19 protein-coding genes are annotated in these 20123 nt (G+C 63.6%); 11 read left to right on the top strand and 8 right to left on the bottom strand.

What is annotated here, in order from left to right; all coding sequences use genetic code 11:
* Positions 1-18 precede the first annotated feature (18 nt).
* The 5 genes from ACEWQZ_RS10645 to ACEWQZ_RS10625 all read left to right on the top strand — a co-directional run bounded on the left by ACEWQZ_RS10645 (position 19) and on the right by ACEWQZ_RS10625 (position 5753).
* Positions 19-1476 carry a phospholipase D-like domain-containing protein gene (locus ACEWQZ_RS10645; protein WP_476483061.1) on the top strand — a complete coding sequence of 486 codons (1458 nt, stop codon included), beginning with the start codon at positions 19-21 and terminating at the stop codon, positions 1474-1476.
* Position 1477: 1 nt separating this feature from the next.
* A complete protein-coding gene (locus tag ACEWQZ_RS10640; RefSeq protein ID WP_476483060.1) occupies positions 1478-1867 on the top strand; it encodes a lysoplasmalogenase family protein in 390 nt (129 codons plus the stop codon).
* Positions 1810-2148 carry a lysoplasmalogenase family protein gene (locus ACEWQZ_RS10635; protein WP_476483059.1) on the top strand — a complete coding sequence of 113 codons (339 nt, stop codon included), beginning with the start codon at positions 1810-1812 and terminating at the stop codon, positions 2146-2148. The genes ACEWQZ_RS10640 and ACEWQZ_RS10635 overlap by 58 nt, the downstream gene beginning before the upstream one ends.
* Complete coding sequence (locus ACEWQZ_RS10630; protein WP_476483058.1) at positions 2145-3614, top strand: SLC13 family permease; 1470 nt, start codon at positions 2145-2147, stop codon at positions 3612-3614. The genes ACEWQZ_RS10635 and ACEWQZ_RS10630 overlap by 4 nt, the downstream gene beginning before the upstream one ends.
* Before the next feature lie 87 nt (positions 3615-3701).
* Complete coding sequence (locus ACEWQZ_RS10625) at positions 3702-5753, top strand: M13 family metallopeptidase (protein WP_476483057.1); 2052 nt, start codon at positions 3702-3704, stop codon at positions 5751-5753.
* Between the two features lie 49 nt (positions 5754-5802).
* On the opposite strand, the gene ACEWQZ_RS10620 is transcribed toward ACEWQZ_RS10625, so the two are convergent.
* The gene (locus tag ACEWQZ_RS10620; RefSeq protein ID WP_476483056.1) at positions 5803-6714 is read right to left on the bottom strand and encodes a LysR family transcriptional regulator; all 912 of its coding nucleotides are present in this window, start codon (positions 6712-6714) and stop codon (positions 5803-5805) included.
* Between the two features lie 123 nt (positions 6715-6837).
* On the opposite strand from ACEWQZ_RS10620, the gene ACEWQZ_RS10615 reads away from it, so the two are divergent.
* From ACEWQZ_RS10615 to ACEWQZ_RS10600, 4 genes are all read left to right on the top strand, one after another.
* On the top strand, positions 6838-7530 hold the full coding sequence (locus tag ACEWQZ_RS10615; RefSeq protein ID WP_476483055.1) for a pirin family protein: 693 nt from the start codon (positions 6838-6840) through the stop codon (positions 7528-7530).
* Between the two features lie 104 nt (positions 7531-7634).
* Entirely contained in the window at positions 7635-8006 is a 372-nt protein-coding gene (locus ACEWQZ_RS10610; RefSeq protein WP_476483054.1) for a DoxX family protein, read from the top strand.
* 108 nt (positions 8007-8114) lie between these two features.
* Positions 8115-8489 carry an MliC family protein gene (locus tag ACEWQZ_RS10605; protein WP_476483053.1) on the top strand — a complete coding sequence of 125 codons (375 nt, stop codon included), beginning with the start codon at positions 8115-8117 and terminating at the stop codon, positions 8487-8489.
* A 63-nt stretch (positions 8490-8552) separates the two neighbouring features.
* Positions 8553-9113, top strand: a complete 561-nt coding sequence (locus ACEWQZ_RS10600; protein ID WP_476483052.1) for an NADPH-dependent FMN reductase — start codon at positions 8553-8555, stop codon at positions 9111-9113.
* Position 9114: 1 nt separating this feature from the next.
* Here ACEWQZ_RS10600 and ACEWQZ_RS10595 read toward each other — a convergent pair whose 3' ends face one another.
* The 4 genes from ACEWQZ_RS10595 to ACEWQZ_RS10580 form a co-directional block, all read right to left on the bottom strand.
* Positions 9115-10536, bottom strand: a complete 1422-nt coding sequence (locus tag ACEWQZ_RS10595; protein WP_476483051.1) for a pyridoxal phosphate-dependent decarboxylase family protein — start codon at positions 10534-10536, stop codon at positions 9115-9117.
* Positions 10537-10546: 10 nt separating this feature from the next.
* Positions 10547-12232, bottom strand: a complete 1686-nt coding sequence (locus ACEWQZ_RS10590; protein ID WP_476483050.1) for an NAD-binding protein — start codon at positions 12230-12232, stop codon at positions 10547-10549.
* Positions 12233-12284: 52 nt separating this feature from the next.
* Positions 12285-12668, bottom strand: a complete 384-nt coding sequence (locus tag ACEWQZ_RS10585) for a DUF6394 family protein (RefSeq protein ID WP_476483049.1) — start codon at positions 12666-12668, stop codon at positions 12285-12287.
* Positions 12669-12735: 67 nt separating this feature from the next.
* Positions 12736-14373: an ABC1 kinase family protein gene (locus tag ACEWQZ_RS10580; RefSeq protein WP_476483048.1), complete on the bottom strand. Its 1638-nt coding sequence runs from the start codon at positions 14371-14373 to the stop codon at positions 12736-12738.
* Between the two features lie 121 nt (positions 14374-14494).
* On the opposite strand from ACEWQZ_RS10580, the gene ACEWQZ_RS10575 reads away from it, so the two are divergent.
* Positions 14495-15127, top strand: a complete 633-nt coding sequence (locus tag ACEWQZ_RS10575; protein ID WP_476483047.1) for a transglycosylase SLT domain-containing protein — start codon at positions 14495-14497, stop codon at positions 15125-15127.
* Here ACEWQZ_RS10575 and ACEWQZ_RS10570 read toward each other — a convergent pair.
* Entirely contained in the window at positions 15058-15549 is a 492-nt protein-coding gene (locus ACEWQZ_RS10570; RefSeq protein ID WP_476483046.1) for a hypothetical protein, read from the bottom strand. The two genes, ACEWQZ_RS10575 and ACEWQZ_RS10570, sit on opposite strands and share 70 nt — an antisense overlap.
* Positions 15550-15641: 92 nt before the next feature.
* Here ACEWQZ_RS10570 and ACEWQZ_RS10565 point away from each other — a divergent pair, with 92 nt between their 5' ends.
* On the top strand, positions 15642-16730 hold the full coding sequence (locus ACEWQZ_RS10565; protein ID WP_476483045.1) for a PQQ-dependent sugar dehydrogenase: 1089 nt from the start codon (positions 15642-15644) through the stop codon (positions 16728-16730).
* 663 nt (positions 16731-17393) lie between these two features.
* Here the strand turns inward: ACEWQZ_RS10565 and ACEWQZ_RS10560 are convergent.
* Both ACEWQZ_RS10560 and ACEWQZ_RS10555 read right to left on the bottom strand, forming a co-directional pair.
* Positions 17394-18674 carry an amidohydrolase family protein gene (locus tag ACEWQZ_RS10560; RefSeq protein ID WP_476483044.1) on the bottom strand — a complete coding sequence of 427 codons (1281 nt, stop codon included), beginning with the start codon at positions 18672-18674 and terminating at the stop codon, positions 17394-17396.
* A gap of 2 nt (positions 18675-18676) precedes the next feature.
* A complete protein-coding gene (locus ACEWQZ_RS10555) occupies positions 18677-20122 on the bottom strand; it encodes an amidohydrolase family protein (RefSeq protein WP_476483043.1) in 1446 nt (481 codons plus the stop codon).
* Between the last annotated feature and the right edge of the window lies 1 nt (position 20123).

Raw genomic sequence — 20123 nt, 5'->3', positions numbered from 1 at the left:
CGGCCATAATCCTCGCCCATGGGAAAACCCGACAAGACCCGAACCCGGCGGAGATGGCCTCGCGCCGTTTTTGCTGCGCTGGCCCTCGTTTATCTGGCGACGGCGACATGGCATGTATTCAAGCCGCTACCCGACGGGCTGAACTTTAACGGACCCTGGCGACCGGTATCGTCGCTGCGCTTTTATGCCGACTCGACCTGGCTGGATTCCGGGGGTGAACAGCATGTCGAACGACAGATCTTCGATGCGGCGCTTGCAATGATCGAGCGCGCCGAAGCGCTGGTTGTCGCCGATTTCTTTCTGGTCAATGACTTCGCCGGTCAGGCCGGCAAAGGTTATCGGCCCATTTCCAGCCAGCTTGGCGATGCCCTCATCAGCCAACAGCGGGCCCGGCCGGCACTGGAGGCAGCGCTGATCACCGACCCCTTCAACGATCTCTACGGCGGCGTGCAGCAACCGCTATTCACCAGGCTCGAGGGCGCGGGCGTTCAAGTGGTGGAAACCGATCTCACAGCGCTGCGCGATTCCAACCCGGCCTGGTCAGCGGCCTGGCGGATCTGCTGCCAATGGTTTGGCAACGATTCCGACGGCGGCTGGCTGCCCAATCCGGTCGGCGAGGGTTCGGTCACGCTGCGAACTTATCTCGCCCTGCTCAATTTCAAGGCCAATCACCGCAAGACGCTTATCATCGACGGCAAGCGCGGACCCGAGGCCCTGGTCACCTCAGCCAATCCGCACGATGCCAGCAGCCGGCATGACAATATCGCCATTGTCTTCAACGGCCCGGCGGTCAGCGACCTGCTGAAAAGCGAGCGCGCCGTGGTGCGCTTTTCTGCCAGCGATGGACCCGACTGGCCGCCGCTGGCGTTCGAAAGGAATGACCAGACCGTCGCCAAAATCCGCATCCTGACCGAGGCCGCCATCCGCGATGCCGCCCTGGCGATGATCGGCTCGGCAAATCAGGGCGACTCGCTGGATCTGCTGATGTTCTATCTCTCGCACCGCGATATAGTCGAAGCCCTGGTCGCCGCCCGCGAACGCGGCGTCGAGCTGCGAGTGCTGCTCGATCCCAACGAAGACGCTTTCGGGCGCAAGAAGAACGGCGTGCCCAACCGCCAGGTGGCCTGGGAACTGCACGAAGCCGGCGTGCCGGTGCGCTGGTGCAACACCCGCGGCGAGCAGTGCCACGGCAAGATGCTGATTCTTCGGCGCGAGGAAGGTCCGGCGCTCGTTCTGGCCGGCTCGGCGAACTTTACTCGCCGCAACCTCGACAACTACAATCTCGAAACCAACCTCCAGCTACGCATGGATGCCGATCATCAGATCATGCAGACCATCGCCGACTTCTTCGACGAGCGCTGGAACAATCGCCCCGATCGCATTCACAGCCTGCCTTATGAGCGCTACGCCGACCACTCCCGCCTGCGCTATTGGCAGTACCGGCTGATGGAAGCAACCGGCCTGTCGACCTTCTGACGTGAGCAGCTCCCGAACTCTCACCGCGGCCCCGGCGCGGATCGCGTTCGCGGCAACCGCCCTGGCCTATTGGCTCACGCTGTGGCTGCCTGCGCTGCCCGGCACCTGGCTGCTCAAGGTCGCGCCCATGCTGATTGCCGCCTGGGCGATCGCGCGCGTTGTGTCGCCCTCCGCCGCCCTGCCCCTGACCATCGGGTTCATTGCCGCCGCGCTCGGCGATTTCTTTCTCGCTTTCAGCCGTCCCGACTTCTTCTTCTACGGCCTGGGCTGCTTTCTGATCACCCAGATCGCCTACAGCATCGCCTTCTTCGGCCACGGCCGCAACGTGCTCGGGTGCTGCCCTGGTGGCTACCGGTCGTTTTCTTCGGCGCCGCCATACTGGCCTGGATGATGCCTTCTCTGGGGCAGGATCGGTGGCCGGTGGTCGTCTACGTGAGTGCCCTGACGCTGATGGCCATTGCCGCCAGCGGCGTGGGGGCGCGGCCGGGTCGCATTTACATCGGCGCGCTCTTTTTCGTGGTTTCCGATGCGCTGATCGGAATCAAGCGCTTTGTCGCCGACTTTCCGTTTTCCGTTCAGACCATCATCGCCACCTACATGATCGCCCAGCTCCTGATCTTCACCGGCGTTCTCGAACGCCTGCCGCGGCGCTCGGGGGATTCCAGCCGATGACAGACCGGCAGCAGCGCTTCCTCAGACAGCGGGTCGGCCTGCTTGCCGGCCCGCTGGCCTTTGTCCTCATGCTGGTGCTGCCGGGGCCGGAAAACCTTGCACCCGAGGCCTGGCGAGTAGCCGCCGTGGCCGTGCTGATGATCACCTGGTGGATCAGCGAAGCGCTGCCGATTCCGGCCACGGCCCTGCTGCCCATCGTCCTGTTTCCGCTGCTGGGTGTGACCGATATCGCCGGCGCGACCACGCCCTTTGCCAACCCACTGATCTATCTGTTCCTGGGCGGTTTCATCATCGCCCTGGGCATGGAGCGCTCCGGCCTGCACCGGCGCATGGCACTGGCGATCATTCGCCGCGTCGGCACTCGTCCGCAGGCCATCATCGCCGGCTTCATGAGCGCGGCCGCTTTTTTGAGCATGTGGGTATCCAACTCGGCCACGGCGATGATGATGCTGCCCATTGCGCTGTCGATCATCGCCATGGCCGAGCATGGCGGGCCGCAAGCCGGAGACGAGAACGGCCGCTTCGGGCTTGTACTGCTGCTGGCGCTGGCCTACGCCTGCAATATCGGCGGCCTGGGCACCCTGATCGGCACCCCGCCCAACGCGCTGCTGGCCGGCTATCTGCTTGAAAACCATGGCATCCGCATCGGCTTTGCCCAGTGGCTTCTGATCGGCCTGCCGCTGGTAATTACCGGCCTGCCGATCGTCTTTGTGCTGCTCACCCGCGTCGTCTATCCGCTGCGCCTCACCGAGCTGCCTGGCGGTCAGGCGATCATCGATGCCGAGCTCTCTCATTCCGGCCCCATGGACCGCGCCCAGCGCCAGGTTGCGATCATCTTTGCGCTGACGGCCATGCTCTGGATCACCCGCCCGCTGATCGACACCTGGCTGCCGGGGCTGTCTGACACCGGCATTGCCGTCTTCGGCGGCCTGCTGCTGTTTGCCTGGCCCGTCGACTGGCGCCGCTGGCAGTTTCTGCTGACCTGGGACGACGCTGCCCGCCTGCCCTGGGACGTTCTGATCCTGTTCGGCGGCGGGCTGAGTCTGGCCGCCGGCATCAGCGATTCGGGCCTGGCCGGCTGGATTGGCTCGGCTTTCGCCGGTCTCGAGGGCGTGCATGCCCTGTTCTTGATCATGCTGGCGGTCACGTTCACCATTTTTCTGACCGAGGTGACCAGCAATACCGCCACAGCGGCTGCTTTTTTGCCCATCCTGGCCTCAGTGGCTCTGGGCATGGGCCTCGATCCGATGATCCTGACTGTGCCGGCTGCCGTCGCCGCCAGTTGCGCCTTCATGCTGCCGGTGGCCACCCCGCCCAACGCCGTGGTCTACGGCAGCGGCCGGATCGGCATCCCGCAGATGGCGCGCGCCGGCCTGGTGATCAACCTGGTCATGATCGGCCTCATCACCGGCATGATGTATCTACTGCTCGGTGCGGTTTTCGGCGTCCGAATGCTTCCCGGCTGAACCCCGGACGCTGGCCACTGTCATTGCTTTTGTTCGCCCGCCATGGCGGGCGGCACGCAACCAACGAATCACACGGGGAAAAACTCAATGAATGGACTCCAGAAGGCCGCCGTGGCCACTGCCCTGATGGCTACGGGCACCCTGCCGCTCATGGCCGACACTGCCAGCGAGCCCGACGCCAGGCTGGGCGAATGGGGTATCGCCACTGCCAACATCAGCCAGTCGGTCGAGCCGGGCGATGACTTCTTCACCTGGGTCAACGCCGGCTGGCTGGAATCGACCGAGATTCCGCCCGGTTTTTCGCGCTGGGGGGCGTTCAACGAGCTGCGCATCCTGTCGGAAGAGCGCGTCGACGAGATCATCAGCGACCTGGGCGACAACCAGCCGCAGCCGGGCAGTCCCTCGCAGCAGGTCGGTGACCTCTACGCCAGCTACATGAATACCGACCGGGTCGAAGCGCTCGGCCTCGACCCGATCCGCGAGAACCTGGATGAGCTGCTCGCCATCGATTCGCGCGAAGCGGCCGCCCGCTGGATGGGCCGCCCGGGCACCGGATCCATTGTCGCCGCCTTCGTGACGCTGGACCAGGGCAATCCGAAGCGTTACCTGACCCATCTCTATCAAAGCGGCCTGGGCCTGCCCGATCGTGAATACTACACCCGCGAAGGCGAGCCTTTTCCGGCCCACCGCCAGGCTTACCGGAACTACATCGCCGCGACCTTCGAGCGCGCCGGTGTCGAAAACGCCGATGCTCGCGCCGATGCCGTGCTGGCGCTGGAGATGAAGCTGGCCAAAAATCACTGGACCCGCGTCGAAGCGCGCGATCGCCAGGCCAACTACAACCTGATGACACCAGCGGAACTGGCCGAGCAGGCGCAGGGATTTCCCTGGCAGGCGTTTCTGGCCGAACGCGGCCTGGATGACATCGGCGAAATGGTGGTCGCGACCAATACCGCCATCTACGCCAACAGCCAAGTCTTTTCCGAAACGCCGGCAGAGGACTGGGCGTCATGGCACGCCTTCCACTGGATCAACAACCACGCCCCGCTGCTTTCAAGCGAGTACCAGCAGGCCCATTTCGAGCTCTATGACAAACGCTTGGGCGGCGTGGAGGAACAGCGTGAGCGCGACAAGCGCGGCATCAATTTCGTCAGCTCCCGGCTGGGCGAACTGGTCGGCCAGGTCTACGTCAAGCGTCATTTCCCGCCCGACTATCGCGAGCAGATGATGGAGCTGGTCGAGTATCTGCGCCGCGCCTTTGCCGAGCGTCTGGACACCCTGGCCTGGATGGACGATGAGACCCGCAAGGAAGCCCATCGCAAGCTCGAGGCCTTTCTGCCCAAGATCGGCTATCCGGAGAAGTGGCGCGACTATTCCGACGTCGCCATCGGGGCTGGCGACCTGATCGGCAACAGCCATCGTCTCGGCGAATGGTCCTGGAACGATCAGCTTGCCAAGCTCGACGAGCCGGTGCGCGAATGGGAATGGGGCATGACGCCGCAAACGGTCAACGCCTACTACTCTTCAACGCGCAACGAGATTGTCTTTCCGGCCGCCATTCTGCAGCCGCCGTTCTTCGACCCCAATGCCGACCCGGCGGTCAACTTCGGCGCCATCGGCGCGGTCATCGGCCATGAAATGGGCCATGGTTTCGACGATCAGGGTTCGAAGTCGGATGCCGACGGCGTGCTGCGCAACTGGTGGACGGACAGCTCGCGCCAACAGTTCGAGCAGCGAACGGGCAAACTCGTCGAACAGTACAACGGCTTCGAACCCATCGAAGGCCTGCATATCAACGGCGAACTGACCCTCGGCGAGAACATCGGCGACCTGGGCGGCCTGTCGATCGCCCATCACGCCTGGCAAATGTATCTCGACGACCATTCCGGCGGCCAGGCGCCGGTACTTGACGGCTATAGCGGCGAGCAACGCTTCTTCATGGCCTGGGCTCAGGTCTGGCGCAATCTCTGGGCCAGCGACGAGTCGCTGCGCAATCGCCTGATCAACGACCCGCACAGCCCGGCCGAGTACCGCGTCAACGGCATCGTGCGCAATCTCGATGCCTGGTATGAAGCCTTCGACATCGGCCCAGACGCCGAGCTTTACCTGGCACCGGAAGACCGCGTCAGCATCTGGTAGCCAATAAAGAAAAGCAGGCGGCGGGCCTGCCCCGCCGCCTTCAATAGGCCTACTGCACCAGATCCCAGTACGGATAAGCGCTGAAACGCTCGGATAACAGCTCGACCAACGCGCTTACCTTGGTAGACAGATGTCGGTGTCGCGGGTAGAGGGCGCTCAAAGTGATGTCGGTTGGCGGGTAGTCGACGAGGAGAGTGCGTAGCTCACCGGTCTGCAGCGCCTCGCCGGCGATAAAGGTGGGCAGCAAGGCAATGCCCTGGTGATTTATTGCCGCATCGCGCAGAGGCTCGGCATTGTTGGCCGACATGACGCAGTGGATGGCAAAGGCCTGTTCGCCATCCGGGCCGTTCAGGCGCCATCTGCTTCCGGAATCCAGATAGCCATAGTGCAGGCAGCGATGGCGAGTAAGCTCAGCGGGCGTGGCAGGCTCGCCTTGGCGCTGCAGATAATCTGACGATGCGCAAAGCACGCGCTTGACGGTCACCAACTCCCGAGTCACAAGACTGGTGGTGGCCTGCGGCTCGCCAACGCGAAGCGTGACGTCGAAACCTTCCTCTATTGGATCGACGAAACGATCGTTGAGTATGAGCTCGACATGAACTTCGGGATACAGCGCCATGTACTCGGCAATGACGCGCGATAGATGCAGCGTGCCGAACGACATCGGTGCATTGACGCGCAACGTGCCTGTGGGTTTGCCCTGCAAAGACCTCACGGCCGACCAGGCCTCGTCGAGATCGCTCAAGAGCTGGCGCGCACGATCATAAAAAGCGAGCCCCGTATCGGTCGGTGTAACCTGGCGCGTGCTGCGCAGCAGCAGCTGCGCACCGAGCTCACGCTCGAGATTGATGACGGCCCGATTGACCACCGATCGCGACAGGCCCATCTCGCGCGCGGCTGCGGCAAAACCACCTGCCTCGACGACGCGAATGAACGCCCGCATGCCCTCGAACTTATTCATGGGTCCACCGATTGTCGCTATTTTAGCGACAGCATGTAGCTAAATGATCGTATTGTATCTGATGCAGAACCAAGTCAGTATACTGTCATCAGCAAACGGCGCAATCAAGCGGAGATCATCATATTGACAATACGTCATGCACAGGAACGGGGCCGGGCCAGTTTTGGCTGGCTCGATAGCCGTCACACCTTCTCGTTCGGCCACTATTACGACCCCCGATTCATGGGTTTCGGCCCGCTGCGCGTTATCAACGAAGACCGGGTACAGCCGGGTCGGGGTTTCGATACCCACGGCCACAAGGACATGGAAATCATCTCCTATGTGCTGGACGGGGAAATGGCCCACAAGGACAGCATGGGAAACGGCTCAGTGATGCGGCCCGGCGATGTGCAGCGCATGTCGGCCGGCACCGGCGTGCGCCACAGTGAATACAACGCATCGACGACCGATCCGCTGCATTTTCTGCAAATCTGGATCATCCCCGAACGCAACGGCATGCAGCCCGGTTACGAGCAAAAACACTTCACCGAGGCCGACAAGCGCGGACAGTTGCGCCTGATCGGCTCACGCGACGGCCGCGAGGGCTCGGTAACCATTCACCAGGATGTCGATCTGTATGCGGCGGTGCTTGATGAGGCCGACAGCGTAACCTGGCGGCTGGTCGAAGGCCGCAAGGGCTGGCTGCAGGTCGCGCGCGGCGAAGTACAGCTTGACGATCGGCCGCTTGCCGCCGGCGACGGGGTCGCGCTTGAAGGGCCAAGCGCCATCACCATGACCGGCCGGGCCGCAGAGATTCTGGCTTTCGATATGGCCTGATCTGGTGACCGGCTGCACCCGCCCCTCAACCACATCAAACGACCCGCCATCCATTTGAATCGACAACAACCAAGGAGCATTAAAATGAATGTCATTTTCCAGACTTGGCAGCCACGAATCCTGAGCCTGCTTCGAGCAGTGACCGGCTTTTTGTTCATGCTGCACGGAAGCACAAAATACTCGGATACCCGGGCGAGCAGAGAGGCTCCTTCGAGCTGTTCACGCTCAGCGGGACTGCCGGCGCGCTCGAACTGGTGGGCGGCTTTCTGATTCTGATTGGACTGTTTACCCGGCCAACCGCCTTCGTGCTATCAGGCCTGATGGCGTTTGCTTATTTCCTGGCGCATACCCCGCAGGGTTTCTGGCCGCTGCTGAACGGTGGTGAACTGGCAGCCCTGTACTCCTTCGTGTTCCTGTACCTGTTTGCAGCCGGCGGCGGCGAATGGAGCCTGGACCATCTGCGCGCCAAATCATGACCGTGCGCTAAAAGATGTGAACCCGGGTGACGCCGGCCGGTCTGATGCGGCCGGCGATCCCCGCTTGCAAGTCAGTTGAACCACGTTACCAATTTAGGAGTCACCTAGATGAAACTCACAACCACCCTGACACTCGCTTCGACACTACTCATTGCCGCATGCGCGACGTCGCAGCGGCAAGGTGACCGGCCAGCGGCATCGAGCGCGGCTGTGCCAGTGACTCATGAATACGTATGCGAAAGCGGCGCGACAATCATCGCTTCCTACCCCGACACGGATTCAGCCACGGTGGACTATCAAGATACGACCTATCGCATGCAGATCGCTGTGTCGGCCAGCGGCGCCCGCTACGTGGGCGGCGGCCTGGAGTGGTGGACAAAGGGTTCGGGGCCGGGCTCCCAGGGCACGCTTTACCGGCACAGCGCCGACGGCACGTCGGGCAAGACGCTTGAGTCCTGCGCGGCAAGTGAGCCTGGATCGTAAAGTCCGTCCGTGAGCTCTAAAGAACCAACAGGAATATCCGTTTTTTTTGCAGAGGTAAATCAGATGATGAAACTGACCATTGTTCTCACCAGCACGCGCCCGGGCCGGGTCGGCAAGACCGTTGCCGACTGGTTCCACGACCATGCCCGGGCCAACCCCGCCGGGTTCGAGATCGGATTCGTTGATTTGCAGGAGCTCAACCTGCCGCTGCTGGATGAGCCCAATCACCCTGTCATGCAGCGATACGAGCACGAGCACACACGGCGCTGGTCGAAGATCGTGGATAGCTCGGATGCCTTCATCTTCGTGCTGCCGGAATACAACTACACCGCGCCGCCGTCGTTCATCAACGCGGTCGATTACCTGTACAAGGAATGGAATTACAAGCCGGCCGGCTTCGTGAGCTATGGCGGCGTCTCGGGCGGTATTCGTTCGACCGAAACGGCCAAACACCTTCTGACCACCGTGGAAATGGTGCCCATCAAGCAACAGGTGATGATCCCCATGGTTGCCAGCCACCTCGAGGATGGCACCTTCGTGCCAGCAGATTTGCACGAAAAAAGCGCGCAGACCATGCTCGAGGCCATGGCGCGCTGGGCCAGGGCACTGAAAACCATGCGCTGACTCAGCGAGCTGGCAACCCGTCGGCAGCTTGCCGCACCAGCGCCCAGGCGGCCTCGACATGGCGGCGCTCCACGCGCGTCTGGCCGGGCACGATTCTGAGTGCATAACGGCTGCCAAGCCGGGTGTGGGTCAGATAGAGCTTGCCGCTGTCCTGGATCCGGGCCAGCAAGCGCTGGTTGGCCTCTTCGATGGCCTGCTCGTCGTCCATACCTGCCGGCAGCCAGCGAAAGCACACGCAGTTGAGCGGCGCTGGCGCCAGCCGCTCGAAGGCCGGATCGGCATCGATCATCTCCGCCAGCCACTGGCCGTACTCGATATGACGGCGCAGCATGGCCTGCAGGCCGCTGCGGCCGAAGCTGCGCATCACGAACCACAGCTTGAGCGCGCGCATGCGCCGCCCGAGCTGGATGCCCCAGTCGCGATAGTTGCGCACCTGGGTATCGGCCCGGGTCCTGAGATATTCGGGCTGGATTTCGAAGGTGCGGACCAATGATTCGGCGTCGCGCACGTAGTAGGCGGTGCAGTCGAAGTTGGTCGCCATCCACTTGTGCGGATTGACCACGAAAGAATCGACGTGCTCGGCCGAGCCGAGCATCCAGCGAAACTCCGGCAGCAGCAGCGCCGTGCCCGCATAGGCCGCATCCACGTGCAGCCACAGGCCCTGCTCGCTGCAGATCTTGCCGATGGCGTCGATCGGATCGATCGCCGTCGAGCTGGTCGTGCCGAGCGCGGCGACCACGCACAGCGGCGTGATGCCTTCGGCGCGATCGGCGGCAATGCGTTCGGCAAGCGCCTGAGGCTGCATGGCGAGCTCATCGTCGACGGGAATCTTGCGCAGCGCCGCCGAGCCGAAGCCGGCGATGCGGACATCCTTCTCGATAGAGGAATGCGCCTCGGCCGAGCTGTAAACGGCAAAGCGCTGTCCGGAAAAACCCTGACGGTTGATCTGAAACCCGGTGGCGCGTTCGCGCGCGCTCAAGAGCGCACACAGCGTCGCGGTCGAGGCCGTGTCCTGGATGACGCCCTCGAACTCGCCCGGCAGGCCCAGCCAGTCGCGCAGCCACTCCATCACCCGCCCTTCCAGCTCCGCGGCCGCCGGTGAGGTCTCCCAGCTCATGCATTGCGCCCCCAGGGTGGCGGTCAGCATCTCGGCCAGTACGGAAGGGTGCGAACTGTTGGCCGGAAAATAGCCCATGAACATCGGGTGTTGCCAGTGCGTCATCCCCGGCAGGATGGTCGCGCGAAAATCGGCCAGAATCGCGTCCATGCCCTCGCCCTGCTCCGGCCCGGAGGTCGGCAGTTCGGCGGCAATATCTCCCGGCGAGACCCGCGCCCTGACCGGCTGTTGCTCGATGGTTTCCAGGTAGTCGGCCATCCAGTCGACCAGTTCGTGAGCGTGACGACGAAATTCGCTGCTGTCCATTCTTTGCACTTCAGGTATGGGAGCTCGGTTCAGGCGACCGTGCAGCGGCCCGACGCCACCACGGGTGCCTGGCCAGACGCGGCTGGCCGGTGCGCAGATAGTGTACAGCGTCAGGGTCGACAGCCACGGCCCAGATCAGCTCGGCCGAGCGCGGTGTGCCGCAGAAAAGGATGCGGTCGCCCATCGCCAGCGGTTCATCCTCGTCGGGCAGCAGAATCGTTCGATCTTCACGCAGGATCATCAGAACCAGGGCAGCCATCTTCTTGCGGCGGTTGCGGGGGTCGAGCGTCAACATGCCGACCGTGAACGTGTGGCCGGCATCGATGACTTCGGCCAGCGGCGGCGTTCGCTTTTCGCTGACGCGGCTGGACCAGAACTGCAGGCGCTCGTCGCCGAGGCGCGCGCGAATCTGCGCGAGACAGTGCTCGTTCCAGCGCTCGTCATGCTCGAGCACTCGATCAACAAACGCCGGCACTATTGTCGCCTCCAGCACCGGTCGCACGGCTGATGCCACAATGCCGCTGACCGAGCAGACCAGATGACTGCCGGCTTCGGCAAAGAGCTGACGGTTGTGCAGGTGATTTTCACGCGCGATGACGAGCAGGTCGGGGTTGATCATCAGCGCAGTCATGATGGTCGAGAGGTTTTCCGCGTCGCTGGCGTGCGCGGCGACAAGACCGGTTGCCTGTGCCACGCCAGCGCGCTCGAGCACCGGCGCCTCGGAGCTGGGGCCGAGAACACTGCCTGAAGGCCCGTCGCGCTCATCGCTTTCCTCGGCGACGATACGCGTTTGCACCCCACAGCGGTGCAGTTCATCTGCAAGCAGACGTCCAAAGTCATCCTGCCCACAAACCAGCCAGGTGCCGTCGAGCCGGTCGGGGTCGTGATCCCACCGCTGGCGCTGCCCGGCCTCGGAAAGACGCGCGTAGAGCTGACTGGTTTGCGGACGGGTGATGGCCAGAGTGGCCCGGCGCGAAAACTCCTCGGCCGGCCGGATGACGAAACCGGTGTCGAAGGAGGCCAGGTTGCGCGCCGTTCGGCTGGAGTCGGCGCGGGCAACCACCTGGACCTTCTGATTGAGCAGGCGACCGGCCAGCGCAATCTTCAGATTGGTCTCGTCGCTGTCGGTCAGCGCCAGCAGGCCGGCGCACCAGCGGCTCTGCAGCCCGGCCTTGAGCAGGTTGGCGGGCACCGAGGCGTCCAGATGAAAGCCCGGCACGAGGGTCTCGTAATCACGCAGCTGCAGCTCGCGGATCGCCTCCTGGGAGCGATCCACCACCACCACGCGACGCCCGCTTCTGACCAGGTTGTCGACCAGCATGCCGCCAGCACCACCGTAGCCGCATACCAGGTAAAAAGGCGAGCCAATGGCGCGAATCATGCGTTCGAGCCGACGGCGCAGCAGGGCCTCGTGAAACGCGTCATCGCGCACCAGCCCGACCAGGCTGCCAATGGCGAACAGCCAGGCAAAGACGGTCATGTAGATGCACACCACCGTCCACATCCGCTGGGCTTCGCTGAAGGCCATGGGCAGTTCGCCAAAGCCGATGGTGCTGCCGGTGTAGCTGACCACATAGAAGGCGTGCAGAAAACTCATCCGCCAGGGCTCACCGCTGGCGTCCTGGCCGGGCACCAGGGTGTAGCCAAGGATGGCAATACCGTAGACTGCCACCAGCGCCACCAAGGGCAGGCGCATGCGCTGGAAAAGCAGAGACAGCGGTGTGTTCACAACGCGTGGCGCACGTCGGCTAGATCCGGAAGCGGCTGGTCTCGATCAGCACTACCGCCACCGACACCAGGTTGGCCAGCAGCGCACCGCCCGAGAGCGAAACCACCGACGCCATGATGGCCGGCGTCAGACCCGCATCGTTGATGTGCACGCCCACCGCCCAGACGGCGGCTGCGGCCAGCAGCTGCAGATCGGCCACCAGGCTGGAAGCCAGCAGCACCGCGCCGATATGCGTGCGCTCGCCGAGTTTCATCACCGTCGCGATCAAACTGACGATGATGGCCGCAAACAGCTCATAGGCGTTGTGGTGGGCCGGGTTGTCCATCTCGCCGATGAAGAACCCGAAGTTGATCGTCAGCGCCAGCAGAATGAAGAACGCAAATACGATTTTTTCAAGATTCATGCTCGGCCCCCGGCCCTTTGGCAGATCCAGCCTGCACGTTAGCGAACCTGCGTCGGAGCGTCAATTGCTACTCCTTTCCGGAGCGCCAGATCGAAAACAGCAGCCACACGCCGCCGATGGCGGCACCGATAAAGCCGAGGGTTCCGAAGATCGTCAGGCTGGTCGAGTCACTCGCGCCCTGCACGTTCATCACGATGGCCGAGCCGATGATGAGCGCGGCAGTAACAATGCCGAGCGTCAGCCGGCTGGCCGCCTGGTCAAGCTGGTTGCTCACCTCCTTGAGCGCGCGAATATCGACATGTACCTGAATCCGGCCCCGGCTGGCATTGCGCAACAGGCGGCTGAGATCGGCCGGCAGGTCGCCCAGCAGCCGGAGCGTCTGGAACATGCTTCGGCGCATGCGCCGCGCCAGGTTGATCGGCGCATAGTGGCGACGCAGCACTTCCTCGATGATCGGCGCGGCCTCGCCGGCCATGTCGAATTCCGGGTCGAGTCGCCGACCCATGCCTTCCAGAGTGATGAAGGCCTTGAGCATCAGCACCAGATCCGGCGGCAGCACCAGATCGTGCTCGCGCAGTACGCCAGTGATATCCCCGATCATCGCGGTGAGATCAAGCTGCTCGAGCGGCACACCGTGATAGTGGTCGATGAACTCCTCGACGTCCTCGTAGAGCTCGGTGTCGTCGACATCACCATCCTCGCTCCACTCCACGAGAATGCTTGCGGCCGTTTCGGCATCGCGCGAGACCAGGCCGTAGAGCAGTTCGGCAACTTCGTGGCGGCGCTGCTCCGACAGCCGCCCGACCATGCCGAAATCAATCAGGCCGATGCGGTTGTCGGACAAGTAGATGATATTGCCCGGATGCGGGTCGGCGTGAAAGAACCCCTGATCGAGAATCATCAGTAGAATCGCATGAGTCCCGCGCTGGGCAATCAGGTGGGTATCCAGACCGGCGGCGCGAACCGCCTCGACGTCGCGCCCGGGAATCCCTTCCAGGCAGGTCTGGACATTGAGGCGCTCGCTGCTGTATTCCCACCAGGTTTCGGGCACCACAATGCCCGAATCCGGCTCCAGGGATTCGGCAATGCGCTCGGCGTTGCGGCACTCGGCCTGAAAGTCGAGTTCCAGGCGCAACGAGCGCGCAAACTGGCGCACCAGCAGGCGCGGACGATAATGCCGCAGTTCGCTGGTTTCCGACTCCAGTCCGTCGGCCAGACGCTGCAGCAGGCGCAGATCTGCCTCGATGGTCTTGCGGATGCCGGGACGCCGGACCTTGAGCACCACCGCCGTGCCATCGTCAAGCCAGGCCCGATGAACCTGTGCCAGAGAAGCCGCAGCCAGTGGCTCTTGCTCCACCCGGGCGAAAACCTCCTCCGGCGGCGCACCGAGATCCTCGGTCAGCTGGGCCTGGATCTGTTCCCACTCGACGGCCGGGGCATGATCCTGGAGTTTGCCGAATTCCTCGAGCCATTCCGGACTGAACAGGTCCACGCGGGTGGCCAGTATCTGGCCGAGCTTGACGAAGGTCGGGCCCAGCTCTTCGAGCACCCGGCGGACACGCTCGGCCGGCTTGAGCTCGGCCTGCTCTTCGCCTTCTTTCCAGTGAAGAACCTTGCCGGCCCGCTTCAAGGCCCCGGCCATGCCGATGCGCTGAACGACATCCCCGAACCCGTAGCGAACCAGAACCGATGCAATATCCTGCATGCGGCCGATATCCCGTGCTGCACTCAATGCCTGCCAGAACATCCGTCAATCTCGTCTGAATGAGCAAACAGTGTACCGCGATGATACAAAGCCGCCGAGCGGGCGGGGTAGAATCAACGCCATGCGATCACTCACCCGGCTGTTGCTGCTTGGCGTCTCGGCACTCATACTCTCTGGCTGCGCGTCCACGCCACCCAAGCGCCAGGACAATCTCTGCGAGATCTTCGAGCAGGAGCCGGGCTGGTATGACAAGGCCCATGCCAGTGAGCGGCGCTGGGGCATTCCGATTTCGATCCAGATGGCGATCGTGCAGCGCGAATCCTCGTTCCGGGCCCGCGCCCGACCCGAAAGAACGCGGCTGCTTGGTTTCATTCCATGGCGGCGCCCTTCTTCAGCCGCGGGTTATGCGCAAGCCCAGAATCCTGCCTGGAAGGAATATCTCGAGCTGACCGGCCGCTCAGGCTGGTTCACCCGCCGCTCGAACATGGGCGACGCGCTCGATTTCATCGGCTGGTACAACTACACCACCCATCAGCGCCTGGGCATTCCACGCGACGACGCCTATAGCCTCTATATCGCCTACCATCAGGGGCGAACCGGCTACAAGAGCGGCGCCTGGCGCAGCAAGCCGAAAGTCAAGCAGACCGCCCGCCAGGTGGCCGCAAGCGCCGAGCGCTACGCCCGTCAGCTGCCGGCCTGCGAAAACCGATTCCGCTGCGCGGCCTGGTGGAAGTTCTGGCCATTCTGCCGCTGAAACACGACTACGTAGAGCCACCCGCCGAGCGCGCCGGGCAGGCTGATCAGCACCAGGCCCGTCCATGTGCGCGCCGCAGCAATCACCGTGCCCGGCAGCATCACCTCCATCACCAGCAGCGCCACTGCCGGGGCAGCCAACCCGGCCAGCGCGTGAAGCGGGATTGACCGCTTCGGCCAGCGGCGCGCCAGGCCGCCTGCTACTGGCAAAGCCAGCAGCAAACCGGCAGCAACGATCATGGCCCACAGCGGGGCAAAGCCCAGCAGGTCCTGCCTCGTCGTCTCCAGCCTTTCGCCGACCCCCACCTCGACACCCAGCCCCGTGATGCGGGCGATATTGAGCTGGGTCTGAACCACACTGCCGCCCAGGGCGGTGACCAGCACCGCCGTCACCCAGGCCATCAACCACCGCAAAATCTTCATGGCCGCGCTCCACGCTGCTTGGAAGCAACAGATTATCAGTCCCTCGCTGCCAGTCTGCTATCTTTCGGGCAATACCCGCCGTGGAGCCCGCCATGATCCGGACTTTCCTGCTTTGCGCCCTGATCCTGCTCGGTGGCGCTCTTCCGGCAAAGGCGCTGGAGATCGAAACCCTTGTCGATGGCCTCGAGCACCCCTGGGCTTTGGTCTTTCTGCCTGACGGCCGGGCGCTGGTGACCGAACGACCAGGCAGGTTGCGGCTGATCGATGCCGATGGGCGCCTGGTTGAAGCGCCGGTAAAAGGCACGCCCGAAGTCTACGCAGAAAGCCAGGGTGGCCTGATGGGCCTGGCCCTGCACCCGGACCATGCCGACAACGGCTGGATCTATCTGACCCTGGCGCACGGCAGCGCCGAGGCCAACGCCACGCGCGTGGTGCGCGGACGCCTGATCGACGGACGCTGGAGCGACAACGAGGTTCTGTTCACCGCCAGGCCGTGGAAAGATACGCCGGTTCACTACGGCGGCCGCATGGCGTTTCTTCCCGACGGCACGCTGCTGGTGAGTATCGGCGACGGCTTCGACTACCGCGAACACGCCCAGCGCCTCGACAGCCACCTGGGCAAGATCATTCGCATCGGCGACGACGGCAGCGTACCCGCCGACAATCCCTTCGTGCGGCGCGAAAGCGCCCGACCGGAAATATTCTCGCTGGGCCACCGCAACCCCCAGGGCCTGGTGGTCGAACCCGATAGCGGCCGCATCTGGTCGCACGAACACGGCCCGCGCGGCGGCGACGAACTCAATCTGATCAAGGCCGGGGCGAATTACGGCTGGCCGATTGCCACCCACGGCGTCGACTACTCCGGTGCCCGGGTCACGCCCTACACCACCCGCCCCGGCACGGTCGATCCCCGTATCGACTGGAGCCCGTCCATCGCGCCGGCCGGCATGAGCATCTACCGTGGTGAACCCTTCGCCGATTGGCAGGGAGACCTGCTGATCACCAGCCTGGTCGAACAGACCATCCGCCGCATCGTCGTCGACGGTGATGAAGTCGTCTCCGATCAGTCGCTGGGCCTGGAACTCGGGCAGCGTTTGCGGGATGTGCGAGTCGGGCCGGATGGAGCGGTGCATGTGCTCACGGATGAGACAAAAGGTGAGATTCTTCGTTTATCCCCCTGATTATATTATTACTAACTTTTGGCCTGTTCGTGATTCGGCCCTTAGTTATCCGTCGGGGACGTAGCCCCGACCTACGCAGACCGCGCTCATATCCCGCAACACCCTGGGCCCAGCAGGTCGCGGTTACATCCGCGACGGACGAGGTGTCGGACCGGCACCAACGCAAGCAACGCATGTCCAGACCCGCCGCGTCGTCCGTCGGGGACATAGCCCCGACCTACGCAGACCACGCTCATATCCCGCAACACCCAGGGCCCAGCAGGTCGCGGTTACATCCGCGACGGACGAGGTACCGGATCGGCACCAATGCAAGCAACGCGTGCCAGGACCCGCCGATCGAAGGCGGGCCGCCGGCCTGCCGGCTTCGTTCCATTATTGCGAACGCCACCGAATCCGCCGACGGAATCCTCGCGAAGGCAGCGCCGCGAAGGGGCCAGCCCGCACAGCCAGCAAGTCCCGTAACAATCAAGCGTGGGATCTTGACTTTGAAGAGCGATTTTTGGTTACTGTTTTCGCCCTGGAAAAAAGTTACTCGCCATCAGCCTGCGCAGCAGGCGGGCGAAACCGCCTTTGACTTTGACTTTCGATCTTGATCCTGCAGCGTCGAAACCCACACCGCATCCGGCGGCGCCACGTCATCCATGGCGCCGCCGGACAGCCCGGCTAGTCGGAAGCCGCGGGATCCTGCGGCCGATTGCGGTAGCGTTCGTAGAGTCGGCGCTGGCGATCACGCGAGAAATCGTAGGATTCACCGTCGACCCAGGCGGCGTGCACCTGCGTGGTCGCTTCCAGCGCCGGGCCATCGGTGGCGTAAAAGGTGGCGCGCTTGCCGGGCTCGAGCGTGCCCAGCTCGTCACCCACGCCGATGATCTCGGCCGGCCACTGAGTCACGCTCTTGAGCGCGGCGTCTTCCGCCAGGCCGAATGCCGCCGCCATGCCGGCCTGAAAGACGATGTGCCGGGCATTGCCCGCGTCAAACGCCGCGCCACCGTCGGTGATGGCAAAGCGCACGCCGGCTTCGGCCAGTCGACCAGCGGCCGCGTAGGCCTCATCGTAGGGTTCCCAGGCGCGCTCGGGCATGACGTTCACGCCCGCCAGGATGGCAGATATGTTGCCAGCCGCCAGCCGCTGGGCCACGTGCTGCAGATCGGGGCCACCAACCAGCACCAGGTCTTCAAAGCCCTGCCCTTCTGCCCAATCAAGCGCCGCGTTCATGGTCGGCTCGTCTGCGGCGTGCAGAAACAGGCGCATGTCGCCCTCGAGCAGCGGCACCAGCGCAGCAAACTGGTCGTTGGGGGCCGGTCGCGGTGCGCCGGATTGGCGATGCGCGCGCATGGCCTTGTTCCAGGCCCGGGCCTGCTCGAGCACCTCGTCGATCAGCTGCAGATCCTCATGCTCGGCGTCATCGGCGGCCCCGCGCGGAAAAGCGATGTGCATGCCCGACGGTGCATTGAGCGTCATGTCCTGCCAGTTCCAGCCCATCAGGCTGATGGCCGCCGAACTGCCGCGGATCAGCCCGCCGGTGGGCATCACGTTGGCCGTCAGCAGGCCGCCCGTGACGTTGGGCGCAAACAGCATGGAGTCATGGTTGACGGCAATCTCGGCGCGGATGGCGGCATTGATCTTGCCCATTTCGGTGGTGTCATCCGTGCCGGCCACGCTGCCGATTTCGGTCAGACCCAGCACCGTGCCGGCGTGAACCAGGCCGGGATAGAGGTGCTGGCCGTCAAGCTCGACAACCGTGACATCGTCGGGCAAATTGATCTGATCGCCGATCGCTTCGATGCGACCGTCGCTGACCAGCAGCGTGCCATTTTCGATTGGCGGCCCGGAGACCGGATGCAGCGTAGCGCCAACGTAGGCAGTACTTTCGGCAAGAGCCGGCGCGCTGGCGATCAGCAGCGTCAGCGCAGCCAGGGTAAAACGACTGAAAACGTAGGCCATGTTCAGGCTCCTCCCAGCAGCTGGCGAAGGACAGCGAGCCCCGGATCGGGGTCGTCGCTGTCGGTTGATTCGGCGGTACCTGATTCGCCCTGGTTTTCCGAAGCTTCGGCATCATCGGGCGCATCCTGGGCGCGCACCGCGGCGATCAGGCTCTGGCGCTCACTTTCCCAGTCCTTTCGGGCCTGCAGGTCACGCTCGCGGTCGAAATACAGGCGGCCATCAATCCAGGTCTGATCGACGCGGCTGGTGACCGACATGGGCGAACCGTTCCAGATCACGATATCGGCATCCAGGCCCTCGGCCAGGCGACCGATGCGGTCGTCCAGTCGCAGCTGTTTTGCCGGGTTGGCAGTGACCAGCTTGAGCGCCTCGTGCTCGTCGAGGCCGCCGTAGCGCACCGACTTGGCCGCTTCGATATTCATGCGTCGCGCCAGCTCCGGGTTGTCGGAATTGATGCTGGTGAGCACGCCACGATCGTGCATCAGGGCGGCATTGTAGGGAATGGCGTCGCGTGCTTCGTACTTGAAGCCGTACCAGTCAGAAAACGTCGAGCCGCCGGTACCGTAGTCGGCGATCTCGTCGGCTACCTTGTAACCTTCGAGCACGTGATGCAGAGCGCGGATGGTAAAGCCGTGGCGTTCGGCGGTCTGCATCAGCGCCAGAAACTCGTCGGCACGGTAGCCATGAGAATGCACGTCGATCTCACCGTCGAGAATGGCGTTGATGACCTCCATTTCCAGGTCCGGGCGCGGCGGCACCGCATTGCGCCCGCCGCGCTCGGCGTGGCGGCGGGCATATTCGCGAGCCTGCTGGAATTTCTGGTCGATGATCTGGTTGACGCCCTGGCGGCTGTCGGGATAACGCGGCGTGTCCGACTGCCAGTTGCTTTGCTTGGGGTTTTCGCCCAGGGCGAACTTGATCACCCCCGGCTGGCCGTCGACGATCATGTCCTGCGGATCTGCGCCCCAGCGCAGCTTCACGATCACGTTCTGCCCGCCAATGGCGTTGGCCGACCCGTGCATCAGCTGCATTGTGGTCAGGCCACCGGCCATCTCGCGGTAGATGTTGATCGAATCGGCATTGATCACATCGCCAATATGCACCATGGCGGTGCTGATCAGCGACGACTCGTTGACCCCGCCGGTGATCGCCGAGTGTGAATGGGCGTCGATCAGGCCGGGCGTGACGTGACGGCCGTCGGCGTCGATTTCCAGCGCGCCGCGAGGGGCGCCAAGATCCTGACCGATGCGTCGGATCTTGCCGTCGCGGATCAACAGATCACTGCCTTCCAGAATGCCGGCCTCATCGGCCGTCCACAGCGTAGCGTTGCGGATCAGCACATGTTTTGGCTGCTCCGGAATCGGGCTCATCCAGGCTTCGATGTCGTGCGCACCGGCCGCTGTGGCAACCAGCCCGAGCAACGCACCGAGCAGAATTCGATTGAACATG

Source organism: Wenzhouxiangella sp. YN1, from assembly GCF_056324145.1.
The sequence above is the reverse complement of the archived record's forward strand: the minus strand, read 5'-3'. Positions and strand labels throughout refer to the sequence as shown.

Excerpts from the sequence above, each read along its gene's own strand:
- ACEWQZ_RS10630 (WP_476483058.1), top strand. The coding sequence starts at position 2,145 with ATGACAGACCGGCAGCAGCGCTTCCTCAGACAGCGGGTCGGCCTGCTT.
- ACEWQZ_RS10565 (WP_476483045.1), top strand. The coding sequence starts at position 15,642 with ATGATCCGGACTTTCCTGCTTTGCGCCCTGATCCTGCTCGGTGGCGCT.
- ACEWQZ_RS10625 (WP_476483057.1), top strand. The coding sequence starts at position 3,702 with ATGAATGGACTCCAGAAGGCCGCCGTGGCCACTGCCCTGATGGCTACG.
- ACEWQZ_RS10645 (WP_476483061.1), top strand. The coding sequence starts at position 19 with ATGGGAAAACCCGACAAGACCCGAACCCGGCGGAGATGGCCTCGCGCC.
- ACEWQZ_RS10595 (WP_476483051.1), bottom strand. The coding sequence starts at position 10,536 with ATGGACAGCAGCGAATTTCGTCGTCACGCTCACGAACTGGTCGACTGG.
- ACEWQZ_RS10605 (WP_476483053.1), top strand. The coding sequence starts at position 8,115 with ATGAAACTCACAACCACCCTGACACTCGCTTCGACACTACTCATTGCC.
- ACEWQZ_RS10570 (WP_476483046.1), bottom strand. The coding sequence starts at position 15,549 with ATGAAGATTTTGCGGTGGTTGATGGCCTGGGTGACGGCGGTGCTGGTC.
- ACEWQZ_RS10600 (WP_476483052.1), top strand. The coding sequence starts at position 8,553 with ATGATGAAACTGACCATTGTTCTCACCAGCACGCGCCCGGGCCGGGTC.
- ACEWQZ_RS10590 (WP_476483050.1), bottom strand. The coding sequence starts at position 12,232 with ATGCGCCTGCCCTTGGTGGCGCTGGTGGCAGTCTACGGTATTGCCATC.
- ACEWQZ_RS10575 (WP_476483047.1), top strand. The coding sequence starts at position 14,495 with ATGCGATCACTCACCCGGCTGTTGCTGCTTGGCGTCTCGGCACTCATA.
- ACEWQZ_RS10580 (WP_476483048.1), bottom strand. The coding sequence starts at position 14,373 with ATGCAGGATATTGCATCGGTTCTGGTTCGCTACGGGTTCGGGGATGTC.
- ACEWQZ_RS10555 (WP_476483043.1), bottom strand. The coding sequence starts at position 20,122 with ATGTTCAATCGAATTCTGCTCGGTGCGTTGCTCGGGCTGGTTGCCACA.
- ACEWQZ_RS10560 (WP_476483044.1), bottom strand. The coding sequence starts at position 18,674 with ATGGCCTACGTTTTCAGTCGTTTTACCCTGGCTGCGCTGACGCTGCTG.
- ACEWQZ_RS10620 (WP_476483056.1), bottom strand. The coding sequence starts at position 6,714 with ATGAATAAGTTCGAGGGCATGCGGGCGTTCATTCGCGTCGTCGAGGCA.
- ACEWQZ_RS10585 (WP_476483049.1), bottom strand. The coding sequence starts at position 12,668 with ATGAATCTTGAAAAAATCGTATTTGCGTTCTTCATTCTGCTGGCGCTG.